Origin of the sequence: Paenibacillus salivarius, from assembly GCF_051307165.1 — a bacterium.
Classification (GTDB): Bacteria; Bacillota; Bacilli; order Paenibacillales; family Paenibacillaceae; genus Fontibacillus.
In genome coordinates, this window is sequence record NZ_CP195592.1 from 432,818 (window position 1) to 450,028 (window position 17,211).

At 52.4% G+C, this 17,211-nt stretch carries 13 protein-coding genes; 8 read left to right on the plus strand and 5 right to left on the minus strand.

What is annotated here, in order from left to right; translation table 11 throughout:
- The first annotated feature begins 36 nt into the window (after positions 1–36).
- Positions 37–4,269, plus strand: a complete 4,233-nt coding sequence (locus ACSFXJ_RS02030) for a LamG-like jellyroll fold domain-containing protein (protein ID WP_435923565.1) — start codon at positions 37–39, stop codon at positions 4,267–4,269.
- Between the two features lie 145 nt (positions 4,270–4,414).
- A complete protein-coding gene (locus ACSFXJ_RS02035; protein ID WP_435923566.1) occupies positions 4,415–5,803 on the plus strand; it encodes an MATE family efflux transporter in 1,389 nt (462 codons plus the stop codon).
- A gap of 69 nt (positions 5,804–5,872) precedes the next feature.
- On the opposite strand, the gene ACSFXJ_RS02040 is transcribed toward ACSFXJ_RS02035, so the two are convergent.
- Positions 5,873–6,433 (minus strand): DUF1697 domain-containing protein, encoded by a 561-nt coding sequence (locus ACSFXJ_RS02040; protein ID WP_435923567.1) that lies wholly within the window; start codon positions 6,431–6,433, stop codon positions 5,873–5,875.
- A gap of 162 nt (positions 6,434–6,595) precedes the next feature.
- On the opposite strand from ACSFXJ_RS02040, the gene ACSFXJ_RS02045 reads away from it, so the two are divergent.
- The 6 genes from ACSFXJ_RS02045 (at position 6,596) to ACSFXJ_RS02070 (ending at position 14,588) form a co-directional block, all read left to right on the plus strand.
- Positions 6,596–8,374 carry a sensor histidine kinase gene (locus ACSFXJ_RS02045; RefSeq protein WP_435923568.1) on the plus strand — a complete coding sequence of 593 codons (1,779 nt, stop codon included), beginning with the start codon at positions 6,596–6,598 and terminating at the stop codon, positions 8,372–8,374.
- An 8-nt stretch (positions 8,375–8,382) separates the two neighbouring features.
- Positions 8,383–9,204: a response regulator transcription factor gene (locus ACSFXJ_RS02050; protein WP_435923569.1), complete on the plus strand. Its 822-nt coding sequence runs from the start codon at positions 8,383–8,385 to the stop codon at positions 9,202–9,204.
- Positions 9,205–9,295: 91 nt separating this feature from the next.
- Positions 9,296–10,642, plus strand: coding sequence for an extracellular solute-binding protein (locus ACSFXJ_RS02055; RefSeq protein WP_435923570.1), 1,347 nt, complete (start codon positions 9,296–9,298; stop codon positions 10,640–10,642).
- A 133-nt stretch (positions 10,643–10,775) separates the two neighbouring features.
- Positions 10,776–11,387, plus strand: a complete 612-nt coding sequence (locus tag ACSFXJ_RS02060; RefSeq protein WP_435923571.1) for a polysaccharide deacetylase family protein — start codon at positions 10,776–10,778, stop codon at positions 11,385–11,387.
- Between the two features lie 103 nt (positions 11,388–11,490).
- Positions 11,491–13,485: a bifunctional diguanylate cyclase/phosphodiesterase gene (locus ACSFXJ_RS02065; RefSeq protein WP_435923572.1), complete on the plus strand. Its 1,995-nt coding sequence runs from the start codon at positions 11,491–11,493 to the stop codon at positions 13,483–13,485.
- Between the two features lie 101 nt (positions 13,486–13,586).
- Entirely contained in the window at positions 13,587–14,588 is a 1,002-nt protein-coding gene (locus ACSFXJ_RS02070) for a GGDEF domain-containing protein (protein ID WP_435923573.1), read from the plus strand.
- A gap of 61 nt (positions 14,589–14,649) precedes the next feature.
- On the opposite strand, the gene udk is transcribed toward ACSFXJ_RS02070, so the two are convergent.
- The 4 genes from udk to ACSFXJ_RS02090 all read right to left on the minus strand — a co-directional run bounded on the left by udk (position 14,650) and on the right by ACSFXJ_RS02090 (position 17,011).
- Complete coding sequence (udk, locus tag ACSFXJ_RS02075) at positions 14,650–15,285, minus strand: uridine kinase (protein WP_435923574.1); 636 nt, start codon at positions 15,283–15,285, stop codon at positions 14,650–14,652.
- A 108-nt stretch (positions 15,286–15,393) separates the two neighbouring features.
- Positions 15,394–15,606 (minus strand): hypothetical protein, encoded by a 213-nt coding sequence (locus ACSFXJ_RS02080; protein ID WP_435923575.1) that lies wholly within the window; start codon positions 15,604–15,606, stop codon positions 15,394–15,396.
- A complete protein-coding gene (locus ACSFXJ_RS02085) occupies positions 15,603–15,806 on the minus strand; it encodes a helix-turn-helix transcriptional regulator (protein ID WP_435923576.1) in 204 nt (67 codons plus the stop codon). Before ACSFXJ_RS02085 ends, ACSFXJ_RS02080 begins: the two co-directional genes overlap by 4 nt.
- Before the next feature lie 452 nt (positions 15,807–16,258).
- Complete coding sequence (locus ACSFXJ_RS02090) at positions 16,259–17,011, minus strand: SDR family NAD(P)-dependent oxidoreductase (protein WP_435923577.1); 753 nt, start codon at positions 17,009–17,011, stop codon at positions 16,259–16,261.
- Between the last annotated feature and the right edge of the window lie 200 nt (positions 17,012–17,211).

The window sequence follows — 17,211 nt, forward strand, 5'->3', positions numbered from 1 at the left end:
TGTGAGCATATAAAATCAAAATAGGAGGAAGCGAACATGAAGAGGACATTGAAAAAGCATCTCACGGCATTGCTGATCCTGTCCATGCTTATGCCATCCGCGGCGTTTGCCGACAGCGGCGTTGCAAGCGGAAACGGCAGTCCCGGAAGCTCAAGCGCGCTAACCGTCTCGGACGTAAAGGGGCACTGGGCGGAGCGACAATTCGACAGTTGGATTCAAAAAGGCCTGATCCAAGGGTACGGCAACGGAACTTATAAACCGAATCAGGAAATTACGCGAGCCGAATTGATTACGATGATCAACCGCGTATTTAACTTTACCGACGTGCACGACACCTCTTTTTCGGACGTGAACGCGGAGGACTCTTTTTATTCTGAAATTAAGAAAGCGGTTGCAGCGGGTTATTTGAAAGGGTATGAAAATGGAACGGTTCGTCCGAAAAATCCGATTACCCGGCAAGAGGCCGCGGTCATGCTGGCGCAAGTGTTCGAGTTAAGTCCGAATCCGGAGGGCGGATCGCAGCTTCAGGATTTGGCGGCGCTTCCGGCTTGGAGCAGGGAGGCGGTTTTGACCCTTGTCCATGAAGGGTATGTCAAGGGCTACGACGATCAAACATTTAAAGCAAACAACCGGATTACCCGCGCAGAAGCGCTTGCGATGGTTAGCAATATTGCGGGTGAAATCATTACCGAGCCGGGGACCTATACCGGAATCTCCGCCCGGAACGTAACCATAAACCGTCCGGGCGTGATTTTGAAGGATGCGAAAATTGCCGGGGACCTCCGCTTAACCAAGGGTGTGGCCGCGGGGGAGCTCACTCTCGACAATGTGACGGTTTCCGGAAGCGTGATTGTGAGCGGCGGGGGCCAAAATGGCGTCACCGTAACGATTGCCGGATCGGATATCCATCAGCTGGTGATGAATACGAACGGCGGCAAGATTAACCTGACCAGCGGTACGATCGGGGAACTTGTGCTGAATGGGGAAACCGCGATTCATGTGGATGAAGGCGGATCCATCAATAAAGTTAGCATCCATGTGGACAAACCGATTACGCTGACCGGCAAAGGGAAAGTCAATTCGGATGACAGCAGGCTGAAACGCGAAGGAAACGAGGCGGCCGCTCCGCCTTCGAAACCATCGAATCCGGGAAGTTCGTCAAGCTCCGGCTCCGGCTCAGGCTCGGGTTCAACCCCAACCCCAGCGCCAAACCCGGATCAGGACATTCGTTTTACGAATGTGTCCGTGCATGATCCCTCCGTCATCAAAGACGGAAATACGTACTACGTGTTCGGTTCCCATATTGAGGCCGCGAAATCTACGGACCTCATGAACTGGACCCGATTTACGAACGGATACGAGACGCCCGGCAATGTATTGTTCGGCGACTTGTCGCAAAACTTGGCCGGTTCGTTCGCCTGGGCCGGGGAAAACGATGCGGACAGCAAAGGCGGCTATGCGGTCTGGGCTCCGGACGTTTACTGGAATGACGAGTACGTGAACGAGGACGGAACGACGGGAGCGTACATGATGTATTACAGCGCCTCCTCGACGTACATCCGCTCCGCGATCGGGTACGCGGTTTCCAAAAACATCGAGGGACCCTACAAGTATGTGGATACCATCATTTACTCCGGTTTTACCGAAAACGAGGCGTATGATGCCAACAGTACGGTCAACAAGCAATGGGCGAATACGAACATCAAACGGTTGATCGATGACGGGGCTTTGTCCGGTCCGAACCCGGCCTGGTTTAAAAACGACGGAGCTTACAACAACAGCGGCTATCCGAACGCGATCGACTCTACGTTGTTCACCGACAAGGACGGCAAGCTTTGGATGACTTACGGATCCTGGTCCGGAGGCATTTTCGTGCTTGAGCTCGATCCGAAGACGGGGAAAGCGATCTACCCCGGAAAAGATGGAAAGACGGCGGACGGGCGCATGATCGACAGATATTTCGGCACGAAAATCGCGGGCGGATATACCAAATCCGGAGAAGGTCCGTTCATTCTGTATGATGAGGAATCCGGAACCTATTTCTTGACCGTGACGTACGGCGGACTCGCATCCGACGGCGGATACAATATGAGACTGTTCAGATCGGCCAGCCCGGACGGGCCTTATGTGGACGCTGCGGGACAAAACGCGGTGCTTCCCGGGGGCGATACGGCAAATACGAATTACGGCATTAAAATGATCGGCAATTTCCTGTTTGAACGCCAAATCGGGGATCCCGGCACGGGAATCGGTTACGGCTATGTATCTCCGGGCCACAACTCCCTGTATTTTGACGAGAAGACCGGTCAGAAGCTGCTGTTCTTCCATACCCGGTTCCCGCAAAGAGGCGAGGCGCACGAGGTGCGCGTACACCAACTGATAAATAATAAAGACGGTTGGCCCGTCGTTGCTCCATTACGCTACACAGGCGAAAAGATCAAAGCCGTCAGCGAAAAAGAACTGGCCGGCGATTATAAATTCGTAAATCACGGATTGGCGTACTCCGGGGATATCACAACCTCCGTGAATATTCAGTTGAATGCGGATCACACCGTTTCCGGCGGGGTGACGGGGACGTGGCAACTGGAAGACGATTATTTTGCATCCGTGACGATCGAAGGCGTGACGTATAATGGAGTGTTCATCCGGCAGTGGGATGAAACCGCCGGTAAAAATACGATGACCTTCGCGGCAATTTCCGCGGCAGGCGAGACGGTTTGGGGCATCAAGCAGGCCGATAAGAGCGACAAACAAATCGTCGAGGATGTCCGTAAGGCGCTGACCCTCGGGGATACGAGTAAAGTGATGTCCGACCTTGAGCTCCCCGTAAAGGGTGCGCGCAATGCATCCATCGCATGGGAGACCTCGGATCCGGCCGTCGTTTCGAACACGGGCGAGGTTTATCCGCCCGAGGCGGGAGAAGAGAACTTGACGGCCGTGCTCACGGCGACCATTACGAAGGGCGCGGCAACCGCAACGAAACAATTCACCATTGTCGTTGTTCCTGTAGATACCGAGTATGGACTAACGGCACAGTACGCGTTTGAAAACAATTTGGAGGATTCCTACGGCCTGTTTGAGGAAGGAACCGTCACGGGAGATCGTATCGACAATACCGGAGGCATGATTTCCTATGCGGACGGCGTAGTTGGAAAGGCGGCCGTATTTGACGGAGGCTCGGGGATTAAGCTTCCGGACGGCCTGATTTCAAGCGAGCATTATTCCGTCACGATGTGGGTATATGCCGAGCAGCATAGCCAGTTTACGACCACCTTCTTCGGCGGCTCGGAAAACAGCTGGATCAGCCTGGTACCGCAATCCTGGGACAATAATACGATGCTGTGGTCGGGCAGCAAGGTATACTATGACGCGTCGACCGGGTCGAGAATTCGCGCCAAGCAGTGGCATCATATCGCCTTTACGATAGACGGCGACGCCGTGAAAGTATATGTGAACGGAGTTCTCAAATACTCGGGCACCGGATTCCCGGATGTATTCAGCGCGGGCGGCGGCTCGTTCGGTTTGGGCGTGAACTGGTGGGATATCCCGTTCAAGGGAATGATCGACGAACTGCGGATATATAATTTGCCCGTTACGGAAGAAGTCATTGCCAAGCTTGCCGGGGATGTGCCGCCGGCATCCGGAGAAACCGCCGCTCAATTAACGGCGAAGTTTTCTTTTGAAAACAACCTTACGGACACCGGCGGAAGCTTCGGCGCAGGGACGGTGACCGGAAGCAAAATCGGCGCCGCTGGCGGAACGATGACTTACGAGGCGGGGGTTCAAGGTCAGGCCGCCGTGTTCGACGGCGCTTCCGGCGTCGTGCTCCCGAAAGGGCTGATCTCCGGAGACAGCTATTCGGTGACGATGTGGGTTTATGCGGATCAGCTGACATCGTATACTCCGGCATTCTTTGGCGCACAGACCGACAGCAGCTGGATCAGTTTCTTGCCGGGCGGGTTCGGCGACGACAAATCGATTCTTTGGTCGGGAACGAAGTGGTATGACGCCATTACCAACGAGGTGACGCCGCTGAATGATTGGACCCACTTTGCTTTCACCGTCAACGGGGACCAAGTCACGGTTTACGTAAATGGAGTGGAGAAGTTTAAAGGAACCGGATTCCCGGATATTTTCCTAGATCAGAACGGAACCTTCGCTTTAGGGGTCAACTGGTGGGACATTCCTTTCAAGGGCAAGATGGATGAACTTCATATTTATAAGGGAGTTCTCACGCGGGACCAAGTTTCGGATCTGGCCGTGAAGTGAACAGACCTTAGCCGGTCCGAGCCAACGGCACCGTGGATCAGCAAATGTGCTGGTTCACGGTGTTGTTTCATTTTTTGAGAGAAAGTAGTGCTATAATGGTTAATGACTTTGTACTTCTACTATAATCGAAAAGAATGTGATTCCTTTGAAACAGCTGCAATTACGAATGCCGGGGAAAGGCCTGTTGGACAAATACTTTACAGGCGAAACGATGGATTACCGGCAGATGATCGCCCTTTTTATCCCGATTCTGATCGACCAGGCGTTTATCGTCGGCCTGAACCTGGTGAATACCGCGATGATCAGTTCGTCGGGGGTGTCGGCGGTCAGCGCGGTCAATATGGTCGACTCGTTGAACGTCTTCCTGATTAACGTGTTTGTGGCCATTGCAACCGGGGGGACGGTCGTGGTTGCGCAGTATAAGGGCAGCGGAAACGAAGCGATGGTATCCCGGGCTTCGGCCGGAACCGTGACGTCGGTATCCCTGGTGGCCCTGTTCATCGGGCTTTTAATCATGGGCTTCCATAATCCGCTGTTGAACGTCCTGTTCGGCAGCGCCTCGGAGGACGTGCTGCACAGCGCGCGGATTTACCTGATCGGCAGCGGGATCTCTTACGCCGGAGTCGCCGTGGTTCAGGCGGTTTGCGGGGCGCTGCGGGGGATCGGCAAAACCAGGGCCTCGTTGATGCTATCCTTGATCATGAACCTCCTGTACGTGGCGCTCAACGTCGTCTTTATCAACCTGTTGCACATGGGTGTCATGGGGATGACGATCGCGGTCAATATCGCCCGCTACGTCGGTGCCGGCTGCGCCTTGTTCTATCTGTTCAAGCTGGACGCCACCTTGCATTTGCGAATTCGCGATCTGTTTCATTTTCCTTTATCGATGCTTCGCAAAATCATGTTCATCGGAGTACCGTTCGCCGCGGAGCAGATGTTCTTTAACGGCGGCAAGCTGCTGACGCAGGTGTTTATCGTCAGCCTGGGCACCTATGCGATCGCCACCAATGCGATCGCCGGTTCGCTGGCGATGGTGTTTCAGATTCCCGCCAGCGCGTTGTCCTTGACGATCGTGACGATCGTCGGGCAGTGCATCGGGCGGGGAAATATGGCGGACGCCCGCAAGTTCATCAAATCGATTCTTTGGCTCGGTTCCATCGCCTTGGCCGTGGTCGGACTCGTGCTGATGCCGTTCTTCCGGCCGCTCGTCGGGATCTTCGATCCGCCCGCCGAGATCGTGGACGACATTTTCCTCGTCCTTTTGATCAATACGCTGGCTCAGATCCCGCTATGGGCGATAAGCTTTATCTTGCCGTCGGCCCTGAGGGCCGCGGGAGACTCAAAATTCACTTCGATCACGTCGATGCTGACCATGTGGCTGTTCCGCGTCGTGCTCGGTTACGTTCTCGGAATCACTCTCGGCTTCGGCATTCTCGGGGTCTGGCTTGCGATGAACTGCGAATGGGGCGTGCGCGGCGCCATCTTCCTGTGGCGGTACCGAGGCACGAAGTGGTATGCGCATAAGCTGATTTAACGGTTTCCACGTTTAATTCGTCTCGAGGGGAATGACCGGTATTCGACCGGATCATTCCCCTCTTTTCCTCTATATTTCTATCCCTTCCGCCAATTCAACCAGCTTGTTCATCGTCCTCCAGTTCCTAACGGTGGCCGGAACGCCCAGCTTCTGCAGGCTGTCGGCCAATTTGGAGTTCCGCTGGCTGTCCGTGAACAACAAATATACATCGCGGCCGGCGATATGGAACAAATCCCTACCGGATTCCACCGCAGCCAGCTTTGCGACTCCTTCCGGGGCAGGCGGCTCCGGCAGCATGGCGACATGCAAGCATTCGCCGACGCAGTTGGCCTGCGCTTCCGCCACAAGCTCCTCCGGGAACGGGCAGTTTTCGACAATCCCCTTCATTTCGTCGAAAGTCCGCAGCATCACGGTCAGCGAAATGCCGAACACGGACCCGATCATCCGCTCAAGCTCCGCGCGCAAGTCGGGCTCGGGCTTGTCCGAGACAAACAGTACGTTTCCGCTCTGAATATACGTTTGTACTCCGGAAAATCCGAGATGCTCCATCTCTTTTTTTAAATCCGCCATTTTAATCTTATTTTTGCCGCCGACGTTAATGCCCCGCAGCAGCGCGATATAACCTTTCATATCCTTACCTCCCATCACTCCACAACCCGCCTCCTTGGAAAAAAGATCCAAACCCTATTAACGTAAACATATCATTGTGGTAGTCTGAGAAGCAACAGGGGTAAATTGGACCTACTCATGGATATTCTCGAAATTATTCTGGAATGAAGGGCGGGATCGGGCATGCTGACGCCGCTTGGGCCGCGCTTGAACCGGTGGAATACGCTTCGGAATCAGATGCTCGTCGGTTTTCTTTGCGTCATGATCGTTATTTTGTGCGTGGTCGGAATCGTCACGTTCGACTCGGTTTCCCGGCTGCTGAAGACGAACGCGGAAAAGCACATCCAGCAAACCGCGGTTCAGGCGAGCGGCAGGCTTGACGCGGTGCTTAACCAGATCGATTCGCTGACGACTCAGGTGGCTACGGATCCTTATGTGCAGAAGCTGCTTTTGAACGAGAAGAACGGAAAACATGCGACATTCACCGAACGGCAGGCGCTTTTGACCAGCATCAAGATCGTGCAGACGTATGCGGACGGCATTGCCTCTGTCGAGATGTACAGCGACGAGAACAGGCGGCTGTTTCCGCTGGACGAAGGAAGCCTGGACAAGAAGGTAAACCAGCAATGGATCCAGAAGGCCAAAGAAAACAAAGGGCGGATCGTCTGGATCGGCACCGACCCGATGGATTCCGACACGGTGCTTGCGATTCGGAGCGTGAGCCTGATGGACCAATGGTTTTCCCATGGCGGATATGTGCTGGTCAGGATGAACCGGGAGGCGTTCCGGCTGGATAAATCGCTGACCGAGGGGAATGAAGGAAACGAGACGATGCTGATCGTCGGCCAAAACTACAGTCTCATCGCGTCCAATGACGACCGGTTTCAGGCAACGGAGATCCAGCCGCTCATCGAAACCGAAGAACCGTGGGTGATGATCGAGAAAAAGAAATACATGCTGGTCAAGCAGCAATCCGGGGTCACGGGATGGACGTTTCTTATTTTGACCCCGGTAAGCGCTATCACCGACGGGATTTCCGTCCTGCGCACCGCGATTCTCGTATCCGCCGGAATCGGGACGCTGTTGTTTATCGTGCTTTCGTTTTTTATGTCGACGTTGATTACGCGTCCGATCTTCAAGCTGATCAAGACGATGCGCGGAGCGAGATTAGGGGGACTGAAGCCGACGGCCCACATTTCGTCCACCATTGAGATTAATGAGCTCAACCGGACTTACAACCAGATGGTCGAGCATATGAACGAGCTGATCAAATTGGTGTACGAAAAGGAAATATTGCAAAGCCGCACCGAGCTCAAGGCACTTCAGGCGCAAATTCATCCCCATTTTCTGTTCAATACGCTCGAGGCTTTGTACTGGTCCCTTCTGGAGAAACAGGAGGAGGAGTTGGCCGAGTATGTCGTCGCCATGGCGGATTTGTTCCGGTATACGATTGCCGGACCGAACAAAGGCGAGTGGGTAACGCTGGAGGATGAACTGGAGCATATCGAGCGTTATCTGCTGATTATGAAAATGAGGATGGGCGAACGTTTGACCTGGTCGATCTCCGCCCCGGCCGCTTACGCTACCGTGGGGATGCCGAAATTGTTGATTCAGCCGCTGGTGGAGAATGCGGTTCTTCACGGCATCGAGGGCGTGATCGGGCCCGCGGAAATTTCGATTACGGTATCGCTGTCGGATAGCGGAACGCAGCTGGAGATTGCCGTGGAGGATAACGGCAAAGGAATGGACGAAGAGGCCATGGAGCGGATCAATACCGCACTCGGTACAGGCCGGATACCGTCGTCCAAAGGCTCGGGCGTCGGCATACTCAATGTGTATCAGCGCATGAAGCTTTATTTCGGCGAAACCGATAACGGAGAACCAAGGCTGTCCATTCGGAGCGGGAACCCGAAGGGTACCCGGGTCGTGTTATTCATTCCGCTTACGCCCAAGGAGGGGTAATTGAATTTATGTTCAAGACCAAAACCATTTTAATCGTCGACGACGAACCCCGGACAAGAACAGGGATCAAAAATATGCTGGAAGCCTGGAGCGGCGGACGCTATGAGGTCAAAACCGCGGATAACGGGCGGGAGGCGCTGGAGCAGTTGAAGCAAGAGCCGGTTCACCTGCTGATCACCGATATCCGGATGCCGGAAATCACCGGACTGAATTTGGTGGAGCTGCTGGAATCGGAGAAGCTGTCGCATCAACCCGCGGTGATTCTGATTTCCGGTTACGCCGAATTCGATTATGCGCATAAAGCCATTCAGCTCGGCGTAGTCAACTATTTGCTGAAGCCGCTTCGCAAGGAGAAGCTGATCGATGCCGTAGAGCAGGCACTGGAGGCTTGGGAGGAAAAGACGCGAATTTCGAAAATGCAGCGGATCATCGACCGGAAGCTGATCCAGGTCAGCGGGGACATGGAAACGGTCAGCGAGCCGATCCATGCGGCGATCCGTTATGTCGAGGAACATCTTGATGAAGGGTTCGGCTTGAAAGAAGTAGCCAGTCACGTTCATTTGAATCCCAGTTATTTCAGCGTGCTGTTCAAGGAACAGATGCAGATGACCTTCATCGAATATGTGACCCGCCTGCGTATCCAAAAGGCGAAGGAGCTGCTGCTGGAGACGAAGCTGCCGATCGCCGAAATCGCCTGCCGGGTGGGTTATCAGACGACCAAGTATTTCAACAAGGTGTTCAGGGAGTACGAGGGCTACAGCCCGGGAATTTACCGGAATGAAGTCAAGGGGGAAATGTCCAGTACCCAAAAAAAGTGGAATAATTCCTAAATATTTTGCCTGATGGACCTCCGCCGCAGAATGCTACACTTGCTTTAGGGAAGCGCTTCAATTGTCGCATGGGAAAGGGGGCACGTCCGGAATGAAAAGAAAAGCGGCTTCGGCATCCATGCTTGTTCTCGCACTGATATTAATCCTGACAGCCTGCGACGGCGGTGCCAAGAACATGGCTTTGAACGGGGGAGACAAGCCCGCGGACGGCAAAGGCACGAAATCGGCCTCCGGCGGCGACAAAATCACCATCAAAATGATGCACCTGTGGCCGGACACCAGCAACTCCGCGCAAAACAGACTGGTCAGGCAGATTATCCGCGAGTACGAGGACGAAAATCCGGATGTGAAGATCGAAACGGAAATGCTCGAAAACGATCCGTATAAGAACAAGCTGAAGGTGCTCACCGCGTCGAACAGCCTGCCCGACGTCGGCTTTACGTGGGCCGCCGGGTTTCTTGAACCGTATGTGAAAGGAAACATGTTTACTCCGCTCGACGATCTTATTCAAAGCGACTTCGAGGATAAGTTCGTTGCGGGCACGACGGAAGGCTATCAGGTGGACGGCAAAACCTATGCGCTTCCGGTCGAATTAAATATCGTTCCCGTTTACTACAACAAGGAGATCTTTGCGAAATACAATCTTCATCCTCCTCAAACCTACGAGGAATTCAAAAATATAATCATGATTTTGAATCGCAATAAAGTAACGCCGATTGCCCTCGGCTCCAAAGACGCATGGGCGGGTTCCTTCTGGTACATGTACCTGGCGGACCGGATCGGCGGCCCGGAAGTGCAGGATCAGGCCGTCGCGAACAGCGACTTTACGGATCCGAGCCTGTTGGAAGCGGCAAGGGAAGCGCAGGAACTGGTGAAAAGCAATGCGTTTATCAAAGGGTTCAACGGTTTGTCCAATGATGAGGCGAAGGCGGAATTTATGGACGAAAAGGCGGCCATGTATGCAATGGGAACTTGGGAGGTGCCGAATTACACGACGAATCCGGATATTCCGCAAGAGTTCAAGGACAAAATCGGGTTCTTCAAATTCCCGACCATCCAAGGCGGTAAGGGCAGCCTGAACGATTGGGTCGGCGGCGTCGGCGCCGGCATGTTCGTGGCCGAAAACTCCAAGGTCAAAGAAGACGCCAAGAAATTCGTCAGCTATTTCGTCAAACGATGGGGCGAATTGTCCGTGACCGATGCCGGCATTATTCCGGCGACGAAGGTGGACACTTCCAGCGTGCAGCTTCCGAAAATGTTTGTTGATGTTCTTAATGAAATCAACCATGCGAACAAGGTGATCCTTTATCTGGACGTTCAGATGAATTCGGTCGCTACGGAAGAGCATTATAATCTGACCCAGGCGCTGCTGGGCGACGCGGTCACGCCGGAAGAGTTCGTCAAGAAGCAGGATGAAGCGCTGAAAGCCGGAAAATAGCCGGCGGCAGAAGGGATTGACGGATAATCCGCCCGGGATTATTCTTCCTATACAGCGACGGTCTTCCGATTGCATGGAGGGGAGAGCCGCCGCTTCGATACGCATAAAGGTTAAAAAGGAGACCCGAAAGAACATGTCCAACATCATTCAAGAGCTTTCCATCAAACGGAAAGCGGTTGCATTCACTTTTGACGACGGCCCGAACCCCGTTTATACGCCCCAGCTACTCGAAATTTTCCGGGAGGCGGGGGGAAAGGCCACGTTCTTTATGATCGGAACGCAGATGGAGCAGTACCCCGAGGTTGTGAAGGAGGTCCATGAGGCCGGGCATGAAATCGGAAATCACACATACACCCATCCGGCCTTAACGGAACTGCACAAAGCGGAATGCAAAGAGGAGCTGGTACGGACAGAGCGTTTGATCGAGCAGATCACGGGGAGCCGCCCGCAGGTCTTTCGTCCTCCGTATTTTGCCTATAACGAGCAGGTAGCAAGCGTTGTCGGAGAGTTTGGTTACAAGGCGATCGGGGCGGTGAACGGGGAGGCGACCGATTGGGAAATGCCGGGGGTAAAGCACATTGTCGACAAGACCCGCGAACAAGTAAGACCCGGAAGCATCCTTATTTTTCACGACGGTTTTGACGATCGTTCACAGACGGTGGAAGCCGTGCGGATTCTAGTGGAGGAGCTTACCGCGGACGGGTATGAATTGCTGACGGCAAGCGAATTGCTGGAACAGAAATAATTTGAAATTTTTATGAATTTTTTTACACTTTCTTCTGTTCATTTGAATTGTTGTCATATTATAATCACTTTAGACAGCATGGGTGAGCAGAGGTGGGTTGGATATGGAAGGCAGTTATAATTACTTCATCGTGGTCCTATCGGTCATCATTTCGGTCGTGGCATCGTACTCCGCATTAAGCATTACGGCAAGAATATCGCGTTCGGACGGGGTCATCCGGTTATTTTGGATATGTGCCGGATCGTTTGTGATGGGGACGGGCGTATGGGCCATGCATTTTGTCGGCATGCTTGCCTTTCATATGGGAATGAAAGTTAAATACGACGTTTGGCTAACGCTCTTGTCCATGGCGGTGAGCGTGGTCTCTTCGTTTATCGCTTTTTATATTACTTTGCCAAAAGTCATTAGCCGGATCAAACTGGTTGTCGGCGGCTTTTCGATGGGAATCGGAATCGTCGCGATGCATTATGTGGGAATGGAAGCCATGATTCTTCCCGGACGGATCGTCTACGCACCTTTTTATTTGATTTTGTCCATCTGCATCGCGCTGGTTGCTTCTTATGCCGCCCTGTTCCTCTTTATCCGGTTTCGAAACCAGCAGGCGGCCAGTTGGCTGAAATGGCTGTCCGCCGTCATGATGGGACTGGCTGTTTGCGGGATGCACTATACCGGCATGCAGGCGTCCCATTTTGACGTTCAGATGAAAAGCAGTATGCTCCGCAACGTGGAAGTGGACTTTTTTTTGGTGGCCTGCGTGACCGTCGTGATTTTCGCTATTTTTATCGTATCCTGGGGAGCGATTTTTTTTGACAGGTATGTGCTTGAGAGAATGGCCTTTCGGGATACGGTGACAGGATTGCCCAACCGCAACGAGATGAACCGGTTTTTTGCTTCGTTCACAAGCAAGGAGGAAATCGGAATATTCTATCTGGACCTGGATCAGTTTAAGGCGGTCAACGACACGCTTGGCCACCATATCGGAGATTTGCTGATCGATCTGGCGGGACGCCGGCTCCGGCATTTTACGGATAACGACAGGAAGGTTTTTCGGATCGGCGGGGATGAATTTTTGCTGATTGCCGCCCCGTGCGGAGAAGAGCAGGCGAAGCGGTTGGCGGAGCAAATGCTGCAAAGCCTGAAGGAGACCTACACGATTCAAGGAAATGAACTTTATATCACCGCCAGCATCGGCATTTGCATCGCATCCATTCGGACTATGGAACCGTCGACGATGCTGAAACGGGCGGATACGGCGATGTACAAGGCGAAGGATGCGGGCAGAAACCAATATTGCATTTATACCGAGGAAATGGGACTTTATGAAGTCCGGAGAATGGAACTTGAAAAAGATTTGCAGTTGGCCTTGTCGGAGGAGCAATTCTTTTTGGTCTATCAACCGAAATGGAATGCCCGTGAGAACCTCCTGGCCGGTTGGGAAGCCTTGGTCAGATGGAACCACCCGAATCTCGGGGTCGTATCGCCGGGCGAATTTATTCCGATTGCCGAAGAGACGGGGCTGATCATTCCGATGACCCGCTTTGCTTTGCGGCAGGCTTGCCGCCAATGCAAAGCATGGCAAAAGGCGGGGGTTGCCCGCCCGGTTTCGGTCAATCTTTCGGTCAAGCTGTTTCAGACCGGCGGCTTGAAGTCGATGGTGCAAGAAGCGCTGAACGAGGCCGATCTTGATCCCCATCTGCTAGAATTGGAAATCACCGAGTCTATGGTGCTCTACGATGTCCGGGAGATCATCGGCCAAATTACGAGCCTTCGGGAAATGGGGGTTCGTATTTCCATGGATGATTTCGGGACGGGCTATTCCTCGATCGGACTGCTCGACAAGATTCCTTTGGATACGTTGAAACTGGACCGTTTGTTCACGAACGACTTGGATACTCCGGCCAAACGGACGATTATTAGCACCATTGTGCTCATGGCGCAAAATCTTCATTTGGAGGTTGTTGCCGAAGGGGTCGAGAGCCGCGAGCACGTCGGTTTTTTGATGGAGCTCGGTTGTCAAATCATGCAAGGATACTATTACGGCAAACCCATGATTGCGGAAGAAGCGGATCAGTGGATGAAGCAGAGGAGCATTATATGAGTCGCCATGCCGGCATAAATAATTCACTGCAGCGAAAAATTATAAATACATACTGGATTGTGCTCGGGTTATCCTTATTGGCGGAATGCATAGCTCTATTTATGAAAATAAAGAATGAGCCCGGCCGCGTTCATGAATATTTGACTCATACCGTGCTTTTCCCGACGCTGATCCAGCTTCTCGTGCTTGGAGCCAATGAGCTCGCCTCCCGGCTCAGATTCGATCGTCCGCTGCTCATCATCCTGAGCGGAACCGTTATCGCTTCGGCTTTGATCATTGCCAACAAGACGATACATTTGCAGTATATTTTCCTGTTGTCCATGCTCGTATCCATGTTTTATTTCAAAATTAAGTATCTTTATTTTGCTTTTATCATTAATATGGTGGCCTTTGCGTCAGTTTACTTTACTTTTGCTCAAGTGCGCCATGGGATAGGGATGTACGAATTGTCCGCGTTTATCTTTGTCATGATCGGCATGGTGTTTATCTTGCGCGGAATTATCCAGCGGGGAGAAGAGATCCTGAAGGATATCAAGCGGATCGTCCGGAATGAAGAGGAGCTGCTTGTCCGGAACGTGATGATGGACCGGATGGTAAAAATGGATGCCTTGACCGACCTTTATAATCACAAAACCTTGCACGAGTATCTGGATCAGCTTGTCGATCAGAGCAATAATTGCTCGATGTCCATGCAGCTTGCGGTGATCGACATCGACAACTTTAAAGCGGTGAATGACACGTACGGGCATGCCGTTGGGGATGTTATTCTGGTTCGCGTAGCCAATATGTTGAAGGAATCCATTACTCCGAACGAAATTGTGGCGAGATATGGGGGCGAGGAATTTGTCGTTATTTTTACGGGAAAAACCTTGGCCGAATCCTTCGATGAAATCGATAAAGCGAGGGAAAATATTTGGCGGCAGCGCCATGAAGAAATGGACGGCCGCCAGATATCGGTCAGCATCGGTCTTGCGGACCACCGGATAGGCTGGAGCCGGTCGGAACTGTTTGAAAAAGCCGATGCGCTCCTGTATGAGGCCAAGCGTGGAGGTAAAAACCGGACCGTGCTCGAATCCCCGTCCGTCGCCGAAGTTACGGTCTGACCGGGCTTGCCGGCTAGCCATCCCCTTCGGTTTGTAGCCCCCGTGTCCGTGACGGTAATCCCTAATTCCTGGACCAGGTAATGCCGCCGTTCAAATATCGTTCGGTCAAAATCGTCAGCATTTGGATGCCGACTTCGTTATGCCCGCCTTCGGGGATGATGAGGTCGGCGTATTTTTTGGAAGGTTCGATGAACGCTTCGTGCATCGGCTTCACCGTAGCCAGATATTGCTGGTGAATGGAGTGGATGGACCGGCCCCTTTCCTCGATATCCCGGAGTACGCGCCGGAGCAGGCGCACATCCGAATCCGTATCCACGAACACCTTGATATGGAGCATGTCGCGCAGCTTTTCGTCGTACAGCACAAACAAGCCTTCCACGATGACGATCCGGTTCGGTTTGAGTTCCAGCGTCTCCGAAGCGGAGCGGGTATGGAGCTTGAAATCGTATACCGGTGCATAGGCGGTTTGTCCGCTTGTCAGCAAGGTAAGGTGCTCCATGAGCAGCTCGTTGTCGAAGGCGAAGGGATGGTCGTAGTTCGTTTTGAAACGATCGTCCATGGTTAGGTGCGTTTGATCTTTATAGTAATTATCCTGTGAAATGAAAGTTACTTTATCGGCTCCAAGCTGCTCGATGACAGAGCGGGCCACCGTAGTTTTTCCAGAGCCGGTACCGCCGGCGATTCCGATGATCAGCATGTTGTTATGAATAACCTCCTGGGTAATTTACCGTTGAACATTCAAGTATTGTAGCATAGCGGCTCTATTTTTTCACCAACATATCATTGGAATTCGCCGCGGCGTATGTCATTTATTCAACTTTCGGTTAAATAGGACCCTGGATCCGAAATATACCACGCAGCCTCCCAGCATCACGGAAAACTCCCAGCCGGTTTCGCCCTGGGTAAAGAAATGAACGAGTGACCAGACCAACAAGGCGAGCGTGTAAAATATAAACCCGTATTTTGCGGACCGGTCGCTCATATATTGTTCCATTTCATCGGCTTTTCGAAATTTCATTTCGCTTCCTCCTCGTAAAAAAACAATTGTTCGATAGGCGTTCCTAGGCGGACGGACAGTTTGAAGGCTAACGCCAAAGTCGGATCGTATTTGTTGTTCTCAATGGCATTTATGGTTTGTCTCGTTACACCGCAGATCGAAGCAAGCTCATCTTGGGAAAGCTTCATCTGTTTTCGTTTTTCGCGGATACAATTTTTCATGGCTGCCTTTCCGAATCTACTAAGAATGTAAAGATGTTTTTACATTTTCAGTATAAGGCACATCGCTCTAAATGTAAAAAGTTTTTTACATAAAAAGCCGATGTTCCGCAGGAGTACGCCCCATAACTATTCTTTGTTGCGGCCTGCTTGGATTTTCCTTCTACTCAGGTCTCACGGTTTGGGAAATGTCTCATAACGGAAGCCACAGCCTTTATTTATAAAAAAATCCACATCATATCAGACCTAACGGAACTGAAAGCCCCTATTTAGCTTAAAACAGCTCCATCGGGCGCAATCATCGTCAAATAAGGGCTCCTGTTTCCGTTAAGCCGTCAAATTCTAGCAATTTCGGCGAGATAAGGGCTCTCATTTCCGTTACGAGGGTCATGAAGCAAAAATCCCCACTCCGGCCTAGTGAAACTTGACCGAAGTAGGGATTTCATGAACTGGGTTTATATCACATGCGGCTGCGCTTCAATCTGCTCCGCTTTGGCCACGGCGTCCTTCAGGGACAACCCCGTAAAGCTTTGCGCCGGGAAGAAGCGTCCGCTCTTCCGGTCATCGACGAAGGCGCCGACCGCGATTCCCGGGATGACGCTCGTGACGTCGTTCGGGGCTTGCGGGCCGCCCAGATCGGTCCGGCACCAGCCCGGATCGGTCAGGTTCAGCAAGACATCGGTGCCCTCCAGCCGGGACGAAAGATCCTTCGTAAATTTATCGAGCGCCGCTTTGCTGGCCGCGTAGCCCGCCTGTTCCGGCTCGTTCCGGATCCCGCTCGTCGTGTTGATCACGCGCCCGAAGCCGCGCTCGATCATTTTCGGAATCAGGCGGTTGCATATGGTTACGACGGAAATGAAATTGATGCGGAAGCTCTGTTCGAAATCCTCTACCGGGGTGTTCCAGTAATCGGTCCGATAGGCGATTTGAACGGCCGCATTGTTGAATACGATATCCACTTGCGTGCCCTTGGCTTCGATTTCGTCCAGCATGGCCACGACTTCCTCGTGATTCCCAAGCTCGGCCTGCACGCTGTAGGCATCCACGCCAAGCGCTTTGACCTCTGCTTCCAGCGCTTTCGTATGCTCCAGCTTTCTGCTGTGGAGCACGAGGTTGCATCCCTGCTCGGCCATAAACTTCGCCGTTTGATATCCAACCCCCCGGCTTGAACCTGTAATGAGTGCCCATTTCCCTTTGACATTGACCATAGAACGTATGCATCCTTTCCAAATAAGGTAGTTAGGGTAGTATGGAGGCCCGTGCAACTATATTATCATTTTAGCTTTGTCTCTTTCATCAACAGGATTGGACAAAAGGAGTATTGTCTCAATCTAGCGGAATTAATGTATCCTGGGACACTCAGTATAAATCCATTAAAACATCTAAAAATTGAAAAATGTAACATTGT